This window comes from Kitasatospora sp. NPDC085895 (assembly GCF_040702125.1).
GTDB classification, from domain to species: Bacteria; Actinomycetota; Actinomycetes; order Streptomycetales; family Streptomycetaceae; genus Kitasatospora; species Kitasatospora arboriphila.
Genome location: NZ_JBFBJY010000029.1, coordinates 39,144 through 58,266, shown reverse-complemented (window position 1 = coordinate 58,266; position 19,123 = coordinate 39,144). Strand labels below are relative to the sequence as shown.

Annotated in this window: 15 protein-coding genes; 4 read left to right on the top strand and 11 right to left on the bottom strand. The window is 75.9% G+C overall.

What is annotated here, in order from left to right:
* Nucleotides 1-7: 7 nt before the first annotated feature.
* From AB0442_RS19625 to AB0442_RS19575, 11 genes are all read right to left on the bottom strand, one after another.
* Nucleotides 8-3,340, bottom strand: coding sequence for an amino acid adenylation domain-containing protein (locus AB0442_RS19625; RefSeq protein ID WP_366164215.1), 3,333 nt, complete (start codon nucleotides 3,338-3,340; stop codon nucleotides 8-10).
* Complete coding sequence (locus tag AB0442_RS19620) at nucleotides 3,337-4,497, bottom strand: M20/M25/M40 family metallo-hydrolase (RefSeq protein ID WP_366164214.1); 1,161 nt, start codon at nucleotides 4,495-4,497, stop codon at nucleotides 3,337-3,339. Before AB0442_RS19620 ends, AB0442_RS19625 begins: the two co-directional genes overlap by 4 nt.
* A complete protein-coding gene (locus AB0442_RS19615; protein WP_366164213.1) occupies nucleotides 4,494-5,339 on the bottom strand; it encodes a [LysW]-aminoadipate kinase in 846 nt (281 codons plus the stop codon). The genes AB0442_RS19620 and AB0442_RS19615 overlap by 4 nt, the downstream gene beginning before the upstream one ends.
* 32 nt (nucleotides 5,340-5,371) lie before the next feature.
* A complete protein-coding gene (argC, locus tag AB0442_RS19610; protein ID WP_366164212.1) occupies nucleotides 5,372-6,403 on the bottom strand; it encodes an N-acetyl-gamma-glutamyl-phosphate reductase in 1,032 nt (343 codons plus the stop codon).
* Nucleotides 6,400-7,269, bottom strand: a complete 870-nt coding sequence (gene lysX, locus AB0442_RS19605; RefSeq protein WP_366164211.1) for a lysine biosynthesis protein LysX — start codon at nucleotides 7,267-7,269, stop codon at nucleotides 6,400-6,402. The genes argC and lysX overlap by 4 nt, the downstream gene beginning before the upstream one ends.
* Nucleotides 7,266-7,445: a lysine biosynthesis protein LysW gene (locus AB0442_RS19600; RefSeq protein ID WP_366164210.1), complete on the bottom strand. Its 180-nt coding sequence runs from the start codon at nucleotides 7,443-7,445 to the stop codon at nucleotides 7,266-7,268. Before AB0442_RS19600 ends, lysX begins: the two co-directional genes overlap by 4 nt.
* A 48-nt stretch (nucleotides 7,446-7,493) precedes the next feature.
* Nucleotides 7,494-8,519 carry a transketolase C-terminal domain-containing protein gene (locus AB0442_RS19595; RefSeq protein ID WP_366164209.1) on the bottom strand — a complete coding sequence of 342 codons (1,026 nt, stop codon included), beginning with the start codon at nucleotides 8,517-8,519 and terminating at the stop codon, nucleotides 7,494-7,496.
* Nucleotides 8,516-9,415, bottom strand: coding sequence for a transketolase (locus AB0442_RS19590; RefSeq protein ID WP_366164208.1), 900 nt, complete (start codon nucleotides 9,413-9,415; stop codon nucleotides 8,516-8,518). The genes AB0442_RS19595 and AB0442_RS19590 overlap by 4 nt, the downstream gene beginning before the upstream one ends.
* The gene (locus AB0442_RS19585; protein WP_366164207.1) at nucleotides 9,412-10,704 is read right to left on the bottom strand and encodes a DegT/DnrJ/EryC1/StrS family aminotransferase; all 1,293 of its coding nucleotides are present in this window, start codon (nucleotides 10,702-10,704) and stop codon (nucleotides 9,412-9,414) included. The genes AB0442_RS19590 and AB0442_RS19585 overlap by 4 nt, the downstream gene beginning before the upstream one ends.
* 107 nt (nucleotides 10,705-10,811) lie before the next feature.
* Nucleotides 10,812-11,876 carry a BtrH N-terminal domain-containing protein gene (locus AB0442_RS19580; RefSeq protein ID WP_366164206.1) on the bottom strand — a complete coding sequence of 355 codons (1,065 nt, stop codon included), beginning with the start codon at nucleotides 11,874-11,876 and terminating at the stop codon, nucleotides 10,812-10,814.
* Nucleotides 11,866-12,522 (bottom strand): hypothetical protein, encoded by a 657-nt coding sequence (locus AB0442_RS19575; RefSeq protein WP_366164205.1) that lies wholly within the window; start codon nucleotides 12,520-12,522, stop codon nucleotides 11,866-11,868. The genes AB0442_RS19580 and AB0442_RS19575 overlap by 11 nt, the downstream gene beginning before the upstream one ends.
* A 330-nt stretch (nucleotides 12,523-12,852) precedes the next feature.
* Here AB0442_RS19575 and AB0442_RS19570 point away from each other — a divergent pair, with 330 nt between their 5' ends.
* The 4 genes from AB0442_RS19570 (at nucleotide 12,853) to AB0442_RS19555 (ending at nucleotide 19,113) form a co-directional block, all read left to right on the top strand.
* The gene (locus AB0442_RS19570; protein WP_366164204.1) at nucleotides 12,853-13,608 is read left to right on the top strand and encodes a sulfotransferase family protein; all 756 of its coding nucleotides are present in this window, start codon (nucleotides 12,853-12,855) and stop codon (nucleotides 13,606-13,608) included.
* Entirely contained in the window at nucleotides 13,605-14,576 is a 972-nt protein-coding gene (locus AB0442_RS19565) for an alpha/beta fold hydrolase (protein ID WP_366164203.1), read from the top strand. Before AB0442_RS19570 ends, AB0442_RS19565 begins: the two co-directional genes overlap by 4 nt.
* 242 nt (nucleotides 14,577-14,818) lie before the next feature.
* Nucleotides 14,819-18,313 carry an amino acid adenylation domain-containing protein gene (locus AB0442_RS19560; RefSeq protein ID WP_366164202.1) on the top strand — a complete coding sequence of 1,165 codons (3,495 nt, stop codon included), beginning with the start codon at nucleotides 14,819-14,821 and terminating at the stop codon, nucleotides 18,311-18,313.
* Nucleotides 18,310-19,113 carry a class I SAM-dependent methyltransferase gene (locus AB0442_RS19555; RefSeq protein WP_366164201.1) on the top strand — a complete coding sequence of 268 codons (804 nt, stop codon included), beginning with the start codon at nucleotides 18,310-18,312 and terminating at the stop codon, nucleotides 19,111-19,113. The genes AB0442_RS19560 and AB0442_RS19555 overlap by 4 nt, the downstream gene beginning before the upstream one ends.
* Nucleotides 19,114-19,123 lie beyond the last annotated feature (10 nt).

Genomic DNA, 19,123 nt, shown 5'->3' with positions numbered 1-19,123 from the left:
AAAGGGGTCAGGAGGCGGAACCGCCGCCGGCGAGCAGCCGGGCGGCCTCGTCCTCGGACATCCGCTCGATCAGGCCGATCAGGGCGTCGTCGTCGAGTGCGGTGGCGCGGGCCCGGTCGACGAGGGCGGCGAGGTGTTCGACGGTGGGGCCGCGGAAGAACTCGGCGAGCGGCACCTCGACGCCGAAGCGTTCGCGGATCCGGGCGAGCAGCCGGGTGCTGCGCAGGCTGGTGCCGCCGAGGTCGAAGAAGCTGTCGTGCACGGAGATCCCGTCGGTGCCGAGGACTTCGGCGAACACCTCCTCGGCGAGGATGCGTTCGGTCTCGGTGCGAGGGGCGGTGGCCGGTCCGCCGCGCGGCCGGGTGGCGGGGTCGGGTTCGGGCAGGGCGCGCCGGTCGACCTTGCCGCTGGTGGTGAGCGGCAGGGCGGGCAGGGCGACGTAGTGGGCGGGGAGCATCCAGCCGGGGAGGCGTTCGGCGAGGGCGGCGCGCAGGGCGGCCGGGACGGCGGGTTCGGCGCCGTCGGCGGGGGTGGTGTAGGCGACCAGGTGGCGTTCGCCGAGCGGGTCCGTCCGGACGGCGGCGGCGGCCTGCCCGATGCCGGGGACGGCGGCCAGCGCGGCTTCGACCTCGCCGAGTTCGATCCGCAGGCCGCGGAGCTTGACCTGCTGGTCGATCCGGCCGAGGAAGGTGATGGCGCCGCCGGGTTCGCGGCGGACGAGGTCGCCGGTGCGGTAGAGGCGGCCGCCGGGGGCGGTACCGAACGGGTCGGCGACGATCTTCTTTGCGGTGAGGTCGGGGGCGTTGAGGTAGCCGGGGGTCAATCCGGCGCCGCCGATGACGAGTTCGCCGGGCACGCCGTACGGGACGGGCTGCAGGTGGCGGTCGAGGACGTGGGCGACGTGGTTGTCCATCGGCAGGCCGATCGGCGGGCTCGCCGTCCAGTGGCCGGCGCACTCCTGGACGATCATGGTGACGGTGCACTCGGTGGGCCCGTAGCCGTTGAAGAAGCGGCGGCCGGGGTTCCAGCGGTTGACGAGCTCGCCGGGGAAGGCCTCGCCGCCGACGAAGACGATCCGCAGGGCGGGCAGCCGCTCGGGTTCCAGCAGCGTCATCACGCTGGGCGGCAGGTCGACCACGGTGACGGACTGGCGCTCCATCAGGTCCTGCAGCCGGGCGGGGTCGAGGCGTTCCTCGTCGGTGGCGAGGCAGAGCCGGGCGCCGGTGAGCAGGGCGGCGAACGTCTCGAAGACGGAGACGTCGAAGGCGGCGGAGGCGAAGCCGAGCACCCGGTCGTCCGGGGTGAGCTCGAAGAGCCGGCGGACGGAGTCGGCGAAGGCGACGGCGCTGCGGTGGGTGATGGGCACGCCCTTGGGGGTGCCGGTGGTGCCGGAGGTGTAGATGACGTACGCGGTGCTGCCGGGGTCGGCCTCGCCGCCGGATTCCGACAGGGCGACCAGGGCGCCGCCTTCGGGGTGCCAGCGGCCGTCGCGGTGGACGATCCGGCGGGCCGGGGAGCCGGTCGGCAGACCGTGTTCCGTCGCGTCGGTGGCGAGGACGGCGACGGGGGTGGCGTCGGCGAGGACGGCGGCGATCCGGGCGGGCGGGTTGGCGGCGTCCAGCGGCACGTAGGCGGCGCCGGTGCGCAGCACGGCGAGGACGGCGGTGAGGAGCTCCTCGCTGCGGGGCAGCAGCAGCGCGACGCGTTCGCCCGGACGGGCCCCGGCGGCCCGCAGGACCTCGGCCAACTCATCTGCGGCGCAGTCGAGTTCGGCGTAGCTGGTGTCGCGGCCGGAGACGGTGAGGGCGACGGCCTGCGGAGTGCGGGCGGCCTGCTCGGCGAAGGCGGTGGCGAGGGTGCCGGCGGGGACGGGCCGGCGGGCGCCGTCGAAGGTGCCGCCGGTGAGTTCGGCGTGCTCCTCGGCGGAGAGCAGCGGCAGCCGGCCGGTCTCGGCGCCGGGGTCGGTGAGCAGGGCGTCGAGCAGGGTGCCGTAGTGGGCGGTCATCCGGTCGACGGTCGCCGGGTCGAACAGGGCGGTGGCGTACTCGACGTAGAGGTCGAGGCCGTCGGCGCGTTCGGTGGCGTTCCAGCTCATGTCGAAGCGCGAGGTGCCGGGGTCGACGGCGTACTGGTCGACCGTCAGGCCGGTCAGCTGCAGCGGCCGGTCGGCGTTCTGGTAGGTGAAGGCGAGCTGGACGAGCGGCGAGCGGGAGGGGTCGCGGGGCGGCCGGACGGCGTCCACGATCTGCTCGAAGGGCAGCTCCCCGTGGGCGAAGGAGTCCCGGACGGCGGCGCTCACCCGGGCGAGGGCCTCGCGGCCGGTGGGCTCGCCGTCGAGGTCGACGCGGATCGGCAGGGTGTTGACGAAGAAGCCGACCAGTTCCTCGATCTCGACCCGGTCGCGGTTGGCGGTGGGTGAGCCGACCACCAGGTCGTGCTGGCCGCTGTAGCGCTGGAGCAGCAGCAGGAAGGCGGTGAGCAGCACGGTGTACGGGGTGGTGCCCTCGCTGCGGGCGAGTTCGCGCACCCGGGGGACGAGTTCGGCGGGCAGCAGCCGGCTGCGGTGGGCGCCCTCGTACCGGACCTCGGGCGGGCGCGGGCGGTCGGCGGGCAGGTCGACGGTGGGCAGTCCGGCGAGCCGTTCGCGCCAGAAGCCGGTGAGGCGGGCGAGTTCGGGGCCGGTGAGGCGGGCGCGCTGCCAGAGGGTGTGGTCGGCGTACTGGACGGGCGGAGGTGCGACGGCCTCGCCCGCGTAGCCGGCGGCGAGTTCGCGGGCGACGACGCCGAGCGACCAGCCGTCGCAGACGATGTGGTGCACGGCGAGGACGAGCAGGTGGCGTTCGGGCTCCAACCGGAGGAGGGCGGCGCGCCAGAGCGGTCCGGTCTCCAGGTCGAAGGGGCGGCGGGCGAACTCCTCGGCGAACCGCTCGGCCCGGGCCTCGCGTTCGTCCGGGGAGGTGCCCTCGGCGGGCAGCGGCGCCAGGTCGACGAACTGGTGCCCGGCGATCTCCTGGACGGGCCCCTCGGGCGTCTCGCGGACGCGGGTCCGCAGCGCCTCGTGGCGGTCGACCACTGCGGCCAGGGCGCGGGCGAGGGCGTCGGTGTCGAGCGGCCCGTCGAGGCGGTAGGCGGTGGTGACGTTGTAGGTGGCGAGGCCGGGGGCGAGCCGGTCGAGGAACCAGAGCGGGGCCTGGGCGAAGGAGAGCGGCACCGGGCGCTCGCGGTCCTCGCGGGGGCGCAGCTCGGCCTCGGGCCGGGCCCCGGCGCCGCGCAGTTGGGCGAGGAAGGCGGCGCGCCGCTCGCCCGGGAGCTTGGCGAGGCGGTTGATCAGCTCACTCATCGCAGGACGCCTTCCGGTTGGCGGGCCGCGGGGGCCGCGGGGTGGGTGTCGGGTCGGTCGGGGTGGGTGCCGGCCGCTGCGGGCCCGGCGGCGGGTACTGCCGTCCGCGGCGGCAGGGCGGCGAGGTGACGCAGCGCGGTGCGCAGGACGGCGATACCGCGCAGGTAGTCGTCGACGGCGATGTGCTCGTCGTCGCAGTGGTCGAGGGCGCTGTCGCCGGGGCCGTAGGTGGCCATCGGGACGTCCCAGACCTCGGCGAGGGTGTTCATGTCGGAGGTGCCGGTCTTGCGGGTGGGCCGGGGGGTGCCGCCGGCCGCGCGGACGCCGGCGGTGAGGGCGCGGACGACCGGGTCGGTGCGCGGGGAGAGCACGGCGTCGACGGCGTTGAGGACGTCGAGGGTGCCGCCGTCGGCGCGTTCGCGCAGGGCGGCGGTGAAGGCCGGGATGTCGAAGCCGACGGGGGTGCGGACGCCGATCTCGAGTTCCGCGGCGGCGGCGTCGCCGTGCATGGCGACCAGGGTGGCACCGGGGGTGCCGAAGGAGGCGTGGCCGGCGTCGGGGCCGAGCAGGTCCAGCAGGTGCTGCCAGAAGGCGGCGGCGACCTCGGTGGCCTTGGGTTCGGGGTTGCTGGGGTGGGTGGCGGCGCGGGCGACCCGGTAGCGCAGGTCGAGCTTGCCCTTGTAGCCGAGGACGACGCCCTGCCAGCCGCCCGGTTCGCCGACGATCAGCGCGTCGGGGGCCGGGCGGGTGCGGCCGAGGTGGACGGCGCCGCGCGAGCGCGGGGTCTCCTCCTCGACCACCCCGGCGACGACCAGCCGGCCGGGGAAGTCGGCCTCCGCGGCGACGGCGCTGATCATCGCGGCGAGCGGCCCCTTGGCGTCGACGGCGCCGCGTCCGGTGATCACCCCGCCGGTGCGGCGGACCGGCAGCTCACCGGGGACGGTGTCGAGGTGGCCGACCAGCATCACGGTCGGGCCGGGCCGCGGCTCGGTCTCGCCGATGACGTTCCCGGCGGCGTCGATGCTCGCGGTGAGCCCGGCCGCGCGCATCCGGGCGGCGAGGTGGAGGGCGAGCGGGTGCTCCTCGCCGGAGGGCGAGGGGACGGCGATCGCGGACTCCAGCAGTTCGACGGCGGCGTCGGCCTCGGCGGGGGTCATGCGCCACCTGCCGGGGTCGCGTGGGCGGTGAGTGCGATCTCGGTGCCGGCGCCGTCCAGGGCGCGGGCGAGCGCGCCGGGGGTGCGGCCGTCGGCGACGGTGACCCGTCCCACGCCGGCGAGCAGTGCCTCGCGGGCGGCGACCAGTTTGAGCGCCATCCCGCCGCGGGCGAAGTGCCCCGGGGCGCCCTCGGCGGGCACCTCGCAGCGGTCCAGCAGCGAGTCCGGGTCGGCCGGGTCGGCGAGCACCCCGGGGGCGCCGGTGAGCAGCAGCAGCCGGTCGGCACCGAGCGCCCCGGCGACGGCGGCGGCGGCACGGTCGGCGTCGACGTTCACCGGACGGCTGTCCTCGGCGGCGGCCGGCGGGGAGACGACGGGGACGAACCCGGCGTCGAGCAGGGCGGTGAGGACGCCGGTGCGCACCTCGGTGATCCGGCCGCTGTGGTCGTCGCGGACGAGCACGGTGCGGCCGTCGACCACGGCCCGGTGGGCGCGCTTGCGGCGGGCCCGCAGCAGTCCGCCGTCCAGGCCGGTGAGGCCGACCGCGGGGACGCCGTGGTCCTGCAGTCCGGCGACCAGCCGGGGTTTGACGGCGCCGGCCAGGGCGAGCGTGACGACCTCCAGGGTGGCGGTGTCGGTGTGCCGGGCGGAGACGCCGTCGGGGGCGGTGAGGCGGCGGTGCGGGACGCCGAGGCGGTCGCCGAGCCGGTCGATCTCGGCGGATCCGCCGTGCACGAGCACGACCCGCCGCCCGGCCCGGACGAGGGCGGCGACGTCCGCGCAGATGCCCGCGGCGTCGACCTCGCGGTTGCCGCCGCACTTGACGACGGTGAGGGGTGCCATCGGCGTCCTTTCGCTCGCTTGATGACCGAACGTCAGATCGGGTGCAGGCCGGGGAAGGAGAGGCCGAGGCCCTCCGGGCGGCCGGTGCGGATGTTGAGGCACTGCACGGCGTTGCCGGCGCCGCCCTTGACCAGGTTGTCCAGGGCCGCGATCAGCACCAGCCGCCCGCTCTTCCCGTCGTACACGTGGCCGACGTCGCAGAAGTTGGAGCCGAGCAGGATCTTGGGCTCCGGGTAGCGGTAGGTGCCGCGGCGCTGGGCGACGATCCGGACGAAGGGCTCGTCCCGGTAGGCCTCCCGGTAGGCGCGGCGGATCGCCAGGTCGTCGACGCCCTCGGCGGCCTCGACCCGGGCGACCACCTGGACGCCGCGCACCGCTTCCACCCCGGTGGCCGTCATCCGCACCTCCAGGCCGGTGAGTTGGGCGATCTCCGCCTCGTGCCGGTGGCCGACGGGGGCGAACACCCGCATCGCTCCGCTGCGTTCGGCGTGCAGGTTGGCCTCGCCGGCGGTCACCCCGGAGCCGCTGGAGCCCGTCCGGGCGTCGAGCTCGACCCGGCCGGTGAGCAGGCCGCGCGCGGAGAGCGGGGCGATCGCCAGCAGCCCGGCGGCGGCCATGCAGCCGGGGACGCTGATCCGGTCCGCGGTGCGCAGTTCCTCGCGGTACAGCTCGGGGATGCCGGGGGTGAAGCTGCCGAGCAGTTCGGGCATCGGGTGCTCGGCACCGTAGTACCGCTCGAAGACGTCGGCGTCGCGCAGCCGGAAGTCGCCGGACAGGTCGATCACCGTCTTCACCCGGCCGGACCAGTCCCGGACGAGTTCGGCGGTCTTGCGGTGCGGGGTGGCCAGCAGCACGGCGTCGTACGTGTGCCGGGCGGCCTCCTCCGGGTCGGTGAAGACCAGGTCGGTGACGGCGCGCAGGTTGGGGTGGACGGTGTCGACGCGGCGGCCGGGGAAGCGGGAGGAGACCGCGGCGGCGACCTCCACCTCCGGGTGGCCGACCAGCAGCCGCAGCAGTTCGCCACCGATGTAGCCGGCGGCGCCGAGCACGGCGACCCGGGTCATCGGGCGGCCTCCTCGATCAGGTGTCCGGCGATCGCGGCGCCGATGTCGACACGGTCGCCCGCGGCGGCCTGCAGGCCCGCGAACTCCACGCGGTGGTTGACCTCGATCACGTACAGGCCTCCTCGGGCGTCCTCGACCAGGTCGACCCCGGCGATGCCGGCGCCGACGCCGTCCGCGGCGGCGACGGCGAGCTTGGCGAGGTCGTCGGTGAGCGGGCAGGGTTCGGTGGTGGCGCCGCGGGCGACGTTGGTGCGCCAGTCCGCGGAGCGGCGGTAGATCGCGGCGACCGCGCGGCCGCCGATCACGGCGACCCGGATGTCGCGGTCCGGCTTGTCGACGTACGCCTGCAGGTAGACCAGCCGGCCGGCCGGCGAGGGCATCGCCTCGCAGTACTCGAACAGGCTGCGGGCGGTGTCCCGGTCGCGCAGCAGGGCGACCCGCCTGCCCCAGGAGCCGGTGAGCGGCTTGAGGACGACCGGGTAGCCCAGCTCCTCGGCGGCGGCCTCGGCGGCCTCCGCGGTGAGGGCGAGGGCGGTCCGCGGGGTGGGCACGCCGGCCCGGCGCAGCGCCACCGAGGTGCGCCACTTGTCGCCGCAGGTCTCGGTCGCGGCGGCACTGTTGAGCACCTTCGTCCCGGCGGCTTCGAGGGCGAGCGCGGCGTAGAGCGCCCGGGTGGCGGAGATCTCCCGGTTGAGGACGGCGTCCCACGGTGCGGGGGCGGCGTCCGGCTCCCGGTGCAGGGAGCGCGTGTCCAGGTGGGTGCAGCTGAGGCCGTGCCGGGCCAGGGCCTCCAGGATCCGCTTCTCCTCGAAGCCGATCCTGGAGGCCAGCAGGGCGATCCGGGGCCTCGGGGAGGCCCCGCTCACTCGCCCCAGTCCTCCTCGACCTCGGGCGCGAGGGCGAGCAGCACCGGGTCGGTGGCGACGACCTCCAACTCGGTGCGGCACTCGGCGCATTCGGTGATCTCGGCGAGCACCGGCGGGACGGCGAAGGCCACGTCGGCCTCGCAGCTGGGACAGGCGAGGACGTCGGTCGCGGGCATCGGGTTTCCTCTCGTGAGCAGGTCTGGACTGATGGGTCTGACGGTTCGTCAGTCGATGGCCGGGGCCGGGCCGATGCCCAGCGCGCCGCGGACGGTGTCGGCGACCCGGGCGGGGGTGATGCCGTAGTGGGCGAGCAGGTGCTCGTGGCCGCCGACGGTGTCGGTGAAGGTGCCGGGCATGCCGATCCGCAGCACCCGGGCGGGCGCGGCCTCGGCCAGCGCCTCGGCGACCGCGCCGCCGAGGCCGCCGCTGCGCCAGTGCTCCTCCACGGTGACCACCAGCCCGCTGTGGTCGGCGGCCTCGACCAGCGCGGCGGTGTCGAAGGGGCGCAGCGTGTGCACGTTGAGCACGGTGCACTCGACGCCCTCGGCGGCGAGTTCGGCGGCGGCGGCCAGGCAGGCCTGCACCGGGTACGGGCCGCAGGCGGCGAGCACCGCGTCCCGGCCGCTGCGCAGCGTCTGGGCCCGGCCGAGGACGGGCGGCGGGGTGCCGGCCGGCAGGGCGGGGGTGGCCTTGCGGCCGAGCCGGACGTACAGCGGACCGGGCAGGTCGAGGCTGCGGTCGACGAAGGCGGCGGCCTGCGCGGCGTCGGCGGGCACCACCACGGTCATGCCGGGCAGTGCCCGCATCACCGCGAGGTCCTCCAGGGCCTGGTGGGTGGGGCCGAGGTGGCCGGCGGCGAGGCCGCCGTGGGTGGCCATGATGCGCACCGGCAGGCCCGGGTAGGCGATGTCGATCTTCACGGCCTCCAGCGCCCGGGTGGCGGCGAAGGCGGCCATGGTGTTGACGAAGGGCATCCGCCCGCTCGCGGCGAGGCCGGCGGCGATGCCCATCAGGTTGTGCTCGGCGATGCCGAGGTCCAGGTACTGCCGTCCGGCGGCGGCCACCTGGTCGGGGCCGAACAGGCCGGTGTCGGTGTCGAGGCAGATCAGCCGGGGGTCGGTGGGCAGCAGGGCCAGCAGGCGGTCCCGGTAGGCGGTCCGGGTGGCCTCCGGTGGCGGGGCCTGCTGCGAAGGCGTCTGCTGGGGCGGCGTCTGCTGGGGCGGGGCGGTGGCGAGCGCGGACCAGCTCATGCCGGCCTCCCTGCGGTGACGGTGTCTTCCCCGGCGGTGGCGGCAGCTCGTGCGGCGGCGCGCAGCGCGGCGCGGGCGCGGGCGTGGTTGCGGGCGGAGAGGGTGACGTAGTGGGCGGCGGGCCGGCCCTCCAGGAACGGCACGCCACGCCCCTTGACGGTGTGACAGATCAGCAGGCTGGGGCGGCCGGGCTCCCAGGGGGCGGAGCCCAGGTGCTCGACCAGGGCGGCCGGGTCGTGGCCGTCGCTCTCGCGGACGGCCCAGCCGAAGCTGCGCCAGCGCTCGGCGAGCTGCGCCATCGGGGCCTTCCCCTCGGTGGGGCCGGTGAGTTGGAGGCCGTTGCGGTCGATCACGGCGACCAGGTTGTCCAGCCGCAGCGAGGCGGCGGCGATCGCCGACTCCCAGACCGAGCCCTCCTGGAGTTCGCCGTCGCCCATCAGCACGAAGCTGCGGGCGGCCCGTCCGTCGAGGCGCTGGCCGAGGGCGAACCCGCAGGCGAGGGCGAGGCCGTGGCCGAGCGAGCCGGTGGGCATCTCGACCCCGGGGACGGCCCGGACGGGGTGGCCCATCAGGCGGGTGCCCGGGCGTCCGTAGTCGGCGAGCTCGGCGGTGGGCAGGTAGCCGCGTTCGGCGAGCACCGCGTAGAGGCCGACGGCGGCGTGGCCCTTGCTGAGCACGAAGCGGTCGCGGTCCGGGTCGGCGGGGTCGGCCGGGTCGGTGTTCAGCACGGCGAAGTACAGCGCGGTGAGGATCTCGGTGCTGGAGAAGGCGCCGCCGAGGTGGCCGCCCTCGGGGCCGGCACACATGTCGACGACGTGCTCCCGGACCCGGCGGGCGGTGTCGGCCAACTCCTCCGCGCTGCAGCGCGGTACGGGGGCGCCGGCGGGCGCGGTCATCGGGCTGCCGCCGCGAGCCGGGCCACCGTGTCGAGGTTGGCCCACACCTTCTCGAAGGCGTCCGCGTAGTGCTGGAGCAGCGGGCCGGAGGCGGGGTTGAGGTGGCGCTTCTGGATGGTCAGCGAGTCCTCGATGACGGCCCGGGTGACGGGGTGGTCGCCGGGCTCCGGGGCGTCGCCGCCGAGCACCGTCCACGGGTAGCCCTTGCCGAAGCCCTCTCGGTCGCGGAAGACCATCTGCTCGGGCAGCGGCACGAGTTGGTACTGCGAGACGGGAACGCCCTCGGCGCGCAGCAGCCGGCGCAGCACGGTGCGGAAGCGGCCCGGGGCGATGCCGTCGAGGCCGGCCGCGGCGGGGTCGAAGCGGAACCTGAGGATGTGCCAGACGTGCACGGTGCCGGGCAGCGCGGTCGGCACGGTGAGGCCGGGCAGGCCGTCGAGCCGGGCGAGGAAGCGGGTGATGTTCTCCTGCCGGACCTGCTCGTAGCCGTCGAAGCGGGCGAGCTGGGAGGAGGCGAAGGCGGCCTGCAGTCCGTTGATCTTGTGGTTCCAGCCGAGCCGGTAGGAGATGTAGTCGCGGTCCCGGCCGGGCTCGATGACCTCGCCGAACTGCCGTCCCTTGCGGGCGGTTTCGGCGAGCGCGTCGTCGGCGGTGACCAGCAGACCGCCCTCGCCGCAGGTGGGGATGTTCTTGGTGACCTGGAGGCTGAACGCGCCGAACTCGCCGATCCCGCCGACCGGCCGGCCGCGGTGCAGGGCGCCGGGGGCCTGGGCGGCGTCCTCGACCAGGGCGAGGCCGTGCCGGCGGGCGATGTCGCCGAGCCGGTCCAGGTCGGCGGGGGCGCCGTGGAGGTGGACGGGCAGGATCGCCCGGGTGCGCGGGGTGATCCGGCGCTCCACGTCGTCCGGGTCGAGGTTGAAGGTCACGGGGTCGATGTCGGCGAAGACCGGCACGGCCATCTGGTGGACGGGCGCGAGGCCCGTCGCGATGAAGCTCAGCGCCGGCACGATCACCTCGTCGCCGGGCCCGACGCCGAGCGCGGAGAGCGCCAGCGACAGCGCCGCGGTGCCGTTGGAGACGGCGATGGTGTGGGCGAAGCCGAACCGCTCGCTCCACCGCCGCTCCAGGGCGCTGACCGGGGTCTCGCCGTCGGCGTTGGAGACCAGCCGGCCGCCGTCCAGGGCGGCCAGCACGGCCTTGCGGTCCTCGTCGTCGATGACCGGCCATTCGACGTCGCGCTGCTCGCGCGGTACGGCCGGGGGGCCGCCGAGCACGGCGAGCCTGTTCATGCGGGACTCCTCGGGGATCGCGGTGGGGGTGCGGCACTCGAAAAGCGGTGCCCGGAACGGGATGTCCGGAACGGGATGCTCGGCACGCGGCGTCCGGGCGGGGTCGCTCAGGCAGGGCCCGGCAGCGCGTCGAGCGCCTCGTGGACGGCCTCCACGGCCTCGGCGTAGCGGCGGCGCAGCACGGCGGTGTGCCGGGCGAGGCCGCCGGCGGCGGCCGCCGGGTCGTCCCGGCCGTGCGCGCCGGTCATCCGCACGCCCGTCCAGGCATGCGCGACGCTCTCCACGGCGCGGCCCGCCCCTGCCAGGACGGGCAGCCGCCAGGCGGCGCCGAGGCGGCGGAGCAGTTCGCCGTGCAGCGAGGCCTGCGCCTGCATGCCCCAGCCGAACGGGTAGAGGTCGCGGATCGCCGCCGGGTCGCCGGCCCGGGACCGGTCGACGAGCTCCTCGGTGAACCTTGCGAGGCCGGCGAGGCCCGCGGCGCCGTCCGGCCCGTCGGCCTTGCCGGTGGTGAACAGCTCGGCGTCGACGCGCAGCACCGCGGCGAGCCGGGCGGGCGTCGTCTCCGGGTACGGGCCGCCGACCCGGACGTCCAGCCAGCGCCGACCGATCCGGGAGTCGCTGAAGAAGGCGTCCTGCACGTCGGAGGGGTTGGCCGAGTCCCAGGCCGCCAGGAAGGCGTCCAGCGGGACGGCGCCGCGGAAGGCCGGCGGGGTGGCGTCGGCGACGTGCACCAGCCCGCGGTGCTCGTCCAGGCCGAACACCGTGACCAGGTGGGCCGCGTGGACGTCGTGGTAGGCGGGCCGGAACGGCAGGTGGTGGTTGTCGACGGCGGCGATGACCAGCCGGTCGGCGTCCAGCGCGGCGCGCAGGCCGACCAGCGGGTCCGCCGGGTCGTCCGGGACCCGCCAGGCGGAGGTCAGCGGGTGGTGCGGGGCGATGCCGCGGCCGAGGTCGTCCTCGTGCCGGGTCGGGAAGTAGAACTCCTCGGAGCGGACCTCGCCCGGGCGGTACAGGAACTGCCAGGCGGTGCCGAGGACTTCGAGCGGGTCGTGGCCGGCCCGCAGCAGCACCGAGCCGAAGGTCGCCTGCAGGCAGCTGGCCAGGTCGCGGTACCAGAACTCGGGCGGGGCACCGGTGATGTGGTGCACCCGGGGCGGGTGGTCAGTGGTCACGGCCGTCCTCCTCCCGGTGGGTGGCGGGCAGCCCGGCGGTGCCGGGCGGCGGTTCCTGCACGGTCGCGGCGAAGAGGTGCACCGCGATGTTCCGCGGCAGCCGCAGGCCGGCCAGCGCGGTGCGCCGCGGCACCGGGACGCGCTGCGCCCACAGGTGGGCACTGAGCCCGGGCTGCACGTGGTACGGGTAGTGCATGACGGGCGTCCGGAGGGCGGGCAGTTCGCCGAACCAGGCGGGCGCCGACCAGAAGTCCGAGACGCGCAGCCACTCGCTGTCCACCGAGCCGTCGGCGTAGTGCAGTTCGACGGTGTCCTCGGTGCGGCGCTCGGCGGCGGCGAGCAGGTGGATCCAGTCGTAGCGGCCGGCCGGCACCTCGACGAACTGGCCGTCGCAGCGCACGTTGTCGTCGCCCTCGCCGACCGGCGGGAAGCTGAACGGCACCCCGCCGACCTCCACCTCGGACCCGCCCGGGGGCAGGTGCTCGGCGGGGAAGGAGTTGCGCCAGACGTTGAAACCGCCCGCCCCGGTGGTGTGCACCCGGGTGGCGGCCTGGTTGTTGCGGTGGGCGGCCAGCTCCACCACGCGGTAGCGCGGTGCACTGGCCTGCGGTGTTGATGTGCCGGGGGGTGTGGATGTGTCGGTCACATTCCCTCTTCACGTGGACTCGGCCGCACTGCTGCATCGAAAGCTAGCCGGAATCACCGGAGTTCGGCCTCCGCCCCGGCAGTGATTTCCCGGTCAACGGAATGCTTCGGTCCGATCCGCGGGCGTACCCGAATCGTTCAATTCCACGGCCGCGGGTCAACGGAATTCCACCGCCCGCCACCGCGCGGGAACAGGCTCCGCAGGTCGCGGTCGTAAGCATGGCGCTGACAGGCCGAAACGGCGTGCCGCCCACAGCAATTCCGGGGTTCCGGGCCGGCCCCGGGCGTTGCTAGCCTCGCCGCACCGAACCACCCGGGAAAGGAATGCGCCATGAGTGCGGAGGAACCGCCGACCACCACCGGGGCGATCGCACTGTGGAGCGCACCCCGCTCCCGGTCGACCGCATTCCTGCGGATGATGATGCAGCGCCCCGGCGTGGTCACCCTGCACGAACCGTTCTCGCACCTTGCGGACTTCGGCAGCACGGAGGTCGACGGCACGGCCGTGCGCAGCGAGGCCGAGCTGATCGCCGCGATCCTGCGGCTCTCCCGCGAACGCCTGGTGTTCTTCAAGGACACCACCGACTTCCACTACCCCGGCGTCCTGGCGGACCCCCGGTTCCTCACCGAGGTGCGGCACACGTTCATCATCCGCCGCCCGGACGAGGTGATCGCCTCGCACTACGCGCTCAACCCCGCGCTCACCGAGCCGGAGATCGGCTTCGGCCGGCTGCGCGAACTCTTCGACGCGGTCGCCGCGGAGACCGGGTCCGTCCCCGCCGTGGTCGACTCGGACGCGCTGCTGGACGACCCGGAGGGCACCGTCCGGGCCTACTGCGAGCGCGCCGGACTCGACCACCGCCCGCAGGACCTCAGCTGGCGGGCCGGTGCGCACGACAGCTGGGGCAGGGCGCAGCGCTGGCACGTGGACGCGGAACGGAGCACCGGCTTCGTCCGCTCCGAGCGCAGCTACCCGCACACGGTGGCGAACACCCCGCTGCTCGCCGACTACCACCGCGCCCAGCTCCCGCACTACGAGGCGCTGCACCGGCACCGCCTGGTGCCGGCCGGGGCGCCCCGGCCGTGACCGTCCGCCGCCCGTCGACCGCGCAGGAGGAGACCGTGCCGCCCGGACCGAGCGTGCCACCCGCACCCGCCGTGCCGCCCGCCGACGGCCGGGTGGCCTCCCTCTCGCCGCAGAAGCAGGCCCTGCTGGACGCGCTGCGCGCCGGCCGCGGCCGCCCCTCCGTGCCACCGGCCGCCCGCGGCACCCTGGTCGAACTGCACCCCGGTACCGACCGCGGGGCAGGCGCCGTCGTGCTGTGCCCGCCGATCGGCGGCGGGGTGTTCTGCTACACCGGGCTGGCCCGGCTGCTGGCCGGACGCCGGCCGGTGCTCGCCGTCGCCGCCGAGGAACGGCCGGACGGGCCCATCACGGTGGAGTCGACGGCCGAGGGCTACCTCGCGCTGCTGGCCGCCGCCGGACACCGCCCGGCGGTGCTCGCCGGCTGGTCCTTCGGCGGCCTGGTCGCGTACGAGGCGGCCCGCCGGCTCGCGACCGCCGGGGCGGCGCCGCCGGTCGTCCTGCTGGACACCATGAGCTGGCCGGCCGCGGTGCCCGCCTGGGACGGCCCGGCCACCCTGCAGCGCTTCGTCGCCGACCTGGTGGACTCCGCCGGACCCGACGCCCTGCCCGGCGACCGGCTTCCCGTCGACCCCGCGGTCTGGCGGCTCCCGCCGGACGAGGCGCTGGACGCAGCGGTCACCGCGCTGCGCGAGCACGGCATCGACCTCGGGCTGGACGGCACCGACCTGGCCGCCCGGCACCACGGCTACCGGGCCGCCACCCGCGCCATGCAGGCCCACGTGCCCGGCCCGTACGCCGGACCGGTCACCCTGCTGCACGCCGAGGACTCCGCCGTCGACCCCGCCGAGTGGCGCGCGCGGGTGAGCGGCCCGCTGCACCTCCGGCAGGTCCCCGGCGGCCACTACGACGTCGTCCGGGAGCCGGTCGTCCGGACGGCCGCCGAACTGATCCGCGCCGCCGCACCCTGACACCCACCGCACCCCGGCACCCCGGCACCCCGGCACCGCATCGCACCACGCCCCGCCGGTTGCCACGCCCAGGGCCGGCACGACCCGGCACGGGCACCCGTTCGTCCGCCACGCCGACCCGCGGACGGCGGCGCGACGCACCACGCCGCCGTCCGCGGGCGGTGCCGAGCACGGCCACTGCACCCCGCACGCGCGCCCGTCCCGGCCCGAAGGGCCCGCCCCAGCCGAAGAGGTGTTGCCCGATGGTCCACGACCCAGCCGAAGCCCCGCCCGACGCCCGTACGGTCGACGCCCGTTCGACCGACACCGGTGCGCCCGACGCCCGTGCGGCCGGCGTCCGTTCGCTGCTCGCCCGGCGACTGCGCGGGGCGGCCGGCGGCTCTGCGGCCGACGACCGGATCCCGCCGCGGCCGGAGAGGGACGCGCCCGCGCCGCTCTCCGCCGCCCAGCGCCGGCTGTGGTTCGTCGAGCAGCTGTACCCGGGCACCGCGGCCTACCACGTGTCGACCGCGTTCCGGCTGCGCGGTCCGCTGGACACCGCCGTGCTCCGCCGGTCCCTCGACACCCTGCTCGTCCGGCACGAGTCGCTGCGCACCGCCTTCCGCACCACCGCCGACGGCACACCGGTGCAGTGCCCGCAGCCCGCCACCGGGCTCGCCCTGCCCGTCGCCGAGCTCACCCCGGGCCGCTCCGAGCAGGAGACCCTGGACTCCGCGCGCAGCCTGCTCGCCGACGACTGCGCCGTCCCCTTCGACCTGGCGCAGGGGCCGCTGCTGCGGGCCGGACTGCTGCAACTGGCGGCGGAGGACCACGTCCTCGCCCTCACCGTCCACCACCTGGTCGCCGACCACTGGACACTCGCGGTGCTCTGCGAGGAACTGTCCGCGATCTACCCGGCGCTGCTCCGCGGCGAGCCCTCACCACTGCCCGAACCCCCGCTCCAGTACGCCGACTTCGCCGTCTGGGAGGCGCGGCACGACACCACCGGAACCGGCTCCTCGTTCGGCTGGTGGACGGAGCGGCTCGCCGGGCTCGCCCCGCTGGAGCTGCCCACCGACCGGCCGCGGCCGGCCGTCCAGGCCTTCACCGGTGCCCGGGTGTCCGCCGTGCTGCCCGCCGCCGCCACGGCCGCGCTGCGCTCGGCCGCCAAGGGCGAGGGGGCGACCCTCTTCATGGCGGTCCTCGCCGGCCTGCAGGCCGTGCTGGCCCGCTGGACGGGCAGCACGGACATCGCCGTCGGCGGTGCGATGGCCGGCCGCGACCGGCCCGAACTGGAACGGCTCGCCGGGTTCTTCGTCGACCTGCTGCCGCTGCGCGGTGACCTCTCCGGCGATCCGTCCTTCGCCGAACTCCTCGCCCGGACGCGGGAGTCGGTGCTCGCCGCCGCGGACCACCGGGACGTGCCCTTCGACCGGCTGGTGGAGGCGGTGGCGCCCACCCGCGACCTCAGCCGCCCGCCGCTGGTGTCCGTCGCCCTCTCCTACCTCTCCACCCCGCCGCCACGGCTGGACCTCGGACCGGCCGGGGCGAGCGAGTTCCCCTTCGACCCGGGCGCGGCCCGCTTCGACCTCGACCTGTTCGCCCGGGAGCTCCCGGACGGCACGCTCGGACTCGAACTCGACCACCGCACCGACCTGTTCGACCGCGCCACCGCCGAGCGGCTGCTCACCGGGATCACCGCACTGCTCGCCGCCGCCGCCGCGGACCCGACCGCCGCGCTCGCCGACCTGGCCGCCCCCGGCGCCGGCGAGACCGCCGAACTCGCCGCGCTCGGTAGCAGCCCCGTTCCGCACCCCACCGCGCCGCTGGTGCACGAGCTGGTCACCCGGCACGCCGCCGCCGCGCCCGACCGGCCGGCCGTGGTGCAGGGCGACCGCGCCGTCGGCTACGGCGAACTCGACGCGTACGCCGACCGGTTGGCCGAACGGCTGACCGGCCGCGGGGTCGGCCCCGGCACCCTGGTCGGGGTCTGCCTGGAGCGCTCGCCGGAGCTGGTCGGCGCGCTGCTCGCCGTACTGAAGGCCGGCGGCGCCTATCTACCGCTGGACCCGGAGTACCCGGCCGACCGGCTCGCCCACATGCTCGCCGACAGCGGCACCCCGCTGGTCGTCACCGACACCCGGTGCGCCGACCGGCTGCCGGCCTCCGCTGCCGCCCTGCTGCTCACCGACGCCGAGCACCCCAACGCCGCGACCTCCGCCGAACCCTCCGAGCCCGCCGCCGGCGAGCCCGAGGGCGCCGACCACCGGCCCGCCGCCGCGGACGACCTCGCCTACGCCATCTACACCTCCGGCTCCACCGGACGTCCCAAGGGCGTCCTGGTCGAGCACCGCGCCCTGCTCAACCTCTGCCACTGGCACAACCGCCGCCACCGGATCACCCCGGAGGACCGCGGCACCATGCTCGCCGCACAGGGATTCGACGCCGCCGTCTGGGAGTTGTGGCCCTACCTGGCCGCCGGGGCCTCGGTCGCGGTGGTCGACGCGGCGGTCCGCACCGACCCGGCCGGGCTGACCGCCTGGCTGGCGGGCTCCGGGGCGACCGTCGCCTTCCTGCCGACGCCGCTGGCCGAGGCGGTGCTCGCCGAGGAGGGCTGCACGGCGCTGCCGCTGCGCTCGCTGCTCACCGGCGGCGAGCTGCTGCGCCGCCGGCCGCGGCCCGGGCTGCCGTTCACCGTGGTCAACCACTACGGGCCCACCGAGAACGCGGTGGTCGCGACCGAGGGCGAGGTCGCCCCGGAGGGCACCGGCGAGGGGCCCGCGGACATCGGCCGGCCGATCGACAACGTCGTGGCCCGGGTACTGGCCGCGGACGGCACACTCGTGCCGCGCGGCGCCGTCGGCGAGCTGTACCTGGGCGGCGCCGGCCTGGCCCGCGGCTACCTGGGTGCCGAGGAGCTCACCCGGCAGCGGTTCGTCCCGGACCCGCAGGGGCCGCCGGGCGCCCGGCTCTACCGCACCGGCGACCTGGTCCGCTGGCGCACCGACGGCCGGCTGGACTTCCTCGGCCGCGCCGACCGGCAGGTCAAGCTCCGCGGCCACCGGATCGAGCCGGGCGAGATCGAGGCCCGCCTGGTGGAGCACCCGGGCGTCGCGGAGGCCGTGGTCGTGCTGCACTCCCCCGCGGGCGGCGACGCCGCGCTGGTCGGCTACCTGACCGTGCCCGGCCGGGGCACCGTCGCGCCCGAGGGACTGCGGGAGTGGCTCGCCGAGCGGCTGCCGGAGCCGATGCTGCCGGCCGGCTTCGTGGTGCTGGACGCGCTGCCGCTGACCCCGGCGTGCAAGGTCGACCGGGCGGCACTGCCCGACCCGGGGGCGCTGCGCCCGCCGTTCCGGGCACCGCGGCCCGGCACCGAGGCCCGGCTCGCCGCGCTGTGGGCCGAGGTGTTCGGCCTGTCCGAGGTCGGCGCCGACGACGACTTCTTCGCACTCGGCGGCCACTCGCTGCTGGCGACCCGCCTGCTCGGCCGGGTGCGCCGCGCCTTCGCCGTGGAGGTGCCGCTGCACGCGCTGTTCCGCTTCCCGACCGTCGCCCGGCTCGCCGCGGGCGCCGTCGACCCCGCACTGGCCGCCGCGCAGGAGGAGACCGACCGCCGCCTGCGCGCCCGGATGGCCGCCCTCTCCGAGGAGCAGATCCGGGCCCTGATCTCCCGCGCCGCCACGAGCACGGCCACCACCGACACCGGCACAGCCACCGCCACCGCCACCGCCACCGCCACGACCGAGGAGATCCGATGACCACCGGGACGACGCCCCAGCCCGCAGCCGACGACGACTACTTCTTCGAGGCCGACCTGTACGACACCCTGTGGGCCGGGCTGAACAAGCTCGACCTGCCGTTCTTCCTCTCCACCGTGAAGGAGTTCGGCGGTCCCGTGCTCGAACTCGCGGCCGGCACCGGCCGGGTGCTGCTGCCCGCGGTGCGGATCGCCGGCAGCGGCGTCGGCGTCGACCTGTCCGTCTCGATGCTGGAGCAGGGCCGCCGCAACGCCGTCGCCGAGGGCCTGGACGAGTCCGCGGTGCGCTTCGTCGAGGGCGACCTGCGGACGGTCCGCCTCGGCGAGCGCTTCCCGCTGATCCTGGCCGCCGGGCAGCCGCTGTTCCACTGCGCGAACGACGAGGACTGGGCCGAGGCCCTCGCCACCGTCCGCGAACACCTCACCCCCGGCGGCCGGTTCGTCTCCGGCATCCCGTACTTCCGCTTCGACGAGATGGCCAAGTACAGCGAGCGCCTCTACCTCGCGGGCGAGATCCGTCACCCCGGCACCGGGCAGCGGATCGCCATGTGGGACTACAACACCTACGACCTCCAGGAGCAGTCCATCACCCGCCGCCGGGTCAGCGAACTGCTGGACGAGGACGGACTGGTGACCGAGCGCCGGCACACCTTCCGGAAGAACTACTACCGCTACCCGAACGAGGTCCGCCGCACCCTGCAGCAGGCCGGCTTCACCATCGAGCGCGAGTACGGCGGCTACGACGAGTCGCCGTACGGCCCGAACTCCGAGCACTACGTCTGGGTCGCCACGGCCCGCTGACCAGCCAGCA

Coding starts and splice junctions, on each gene's coding strand:
- AB0442_RS19625 (WP_366164215.1), bottom strand. CDS start 3,340: ATGAGTGAGCTGATCAACCGCCTCGCCAAGCTCCCGGGCGAGCGGCGC.
- AB0442_RS19620 (WP_366164214.1), bottom strand. CDS start 4,497: ATGACCCCCGCCGAGGCCGACGCCGCCGTCGAACTGCTGGAGTCCGCG.
- AB0442_RS19615 (WP_366164213.1), bottom strand. CDS start 5,339: ATGGCACCCCTCACCGTCGTCAAGTGCGGCGGCAACCGCGAGGTCGAC.
- argC (WP_366164212.1), bottom strand. CDS start 6,403: ATGACCCGGGTCGCCGTGCTCGGCGCCGCCGGCTACATCGGTGGCGAA.
- AB0442_RS19600 (WP_366164210.1), bottom strand. CDS start 7,445: ATGCCCGCGACCGACGTCCTCGCCTGTCCCAGCTGCGAGGCCGACGTG.
- AB0442_RS19595 (WP_366164209.1), bottom strand. CDS start 8,519: ATGAGCTGGTCCGCGCTCGCCACCGCCCCGCCCCAGCAGACGCCGCCC.
- AB0442_RS19590 (WP_366164208.1), bottom strand. CDS start 9,415: ATGACCGCGCCCGCCGGCGCCCCCGTACCGCGCTGCAGCGCGGAGGAG.
- AB0442_RS19585 (WP_366164207.1), bottom strand. CDS start 10,704: ATGAACAGGCTCGCCGTGCTCGGCGGCCCCCCGGCCGTACCGCGCGAG.
- AB0442_RS19570 (WP_366164204.1), top strand. CDS start 12,853: ATGAGTGCGGAGGAACCGCCGACCACCACCGGGGCGATCGCACTGTGG.
- AB0442_RS19560 (WP_366164202.1), top strand. CDS start 14,819: ATGGTCCACGACCCAGCCGAAGCCCCGCCCGACGCCCGTACGGTCGAC.
- AB0442_RS19555 (WP_366164201.1), top strand. CDS start 18,310: ATGACCACCGGGACGACGCCCCAGCCCGCAGCCGACGACGACTACTTC.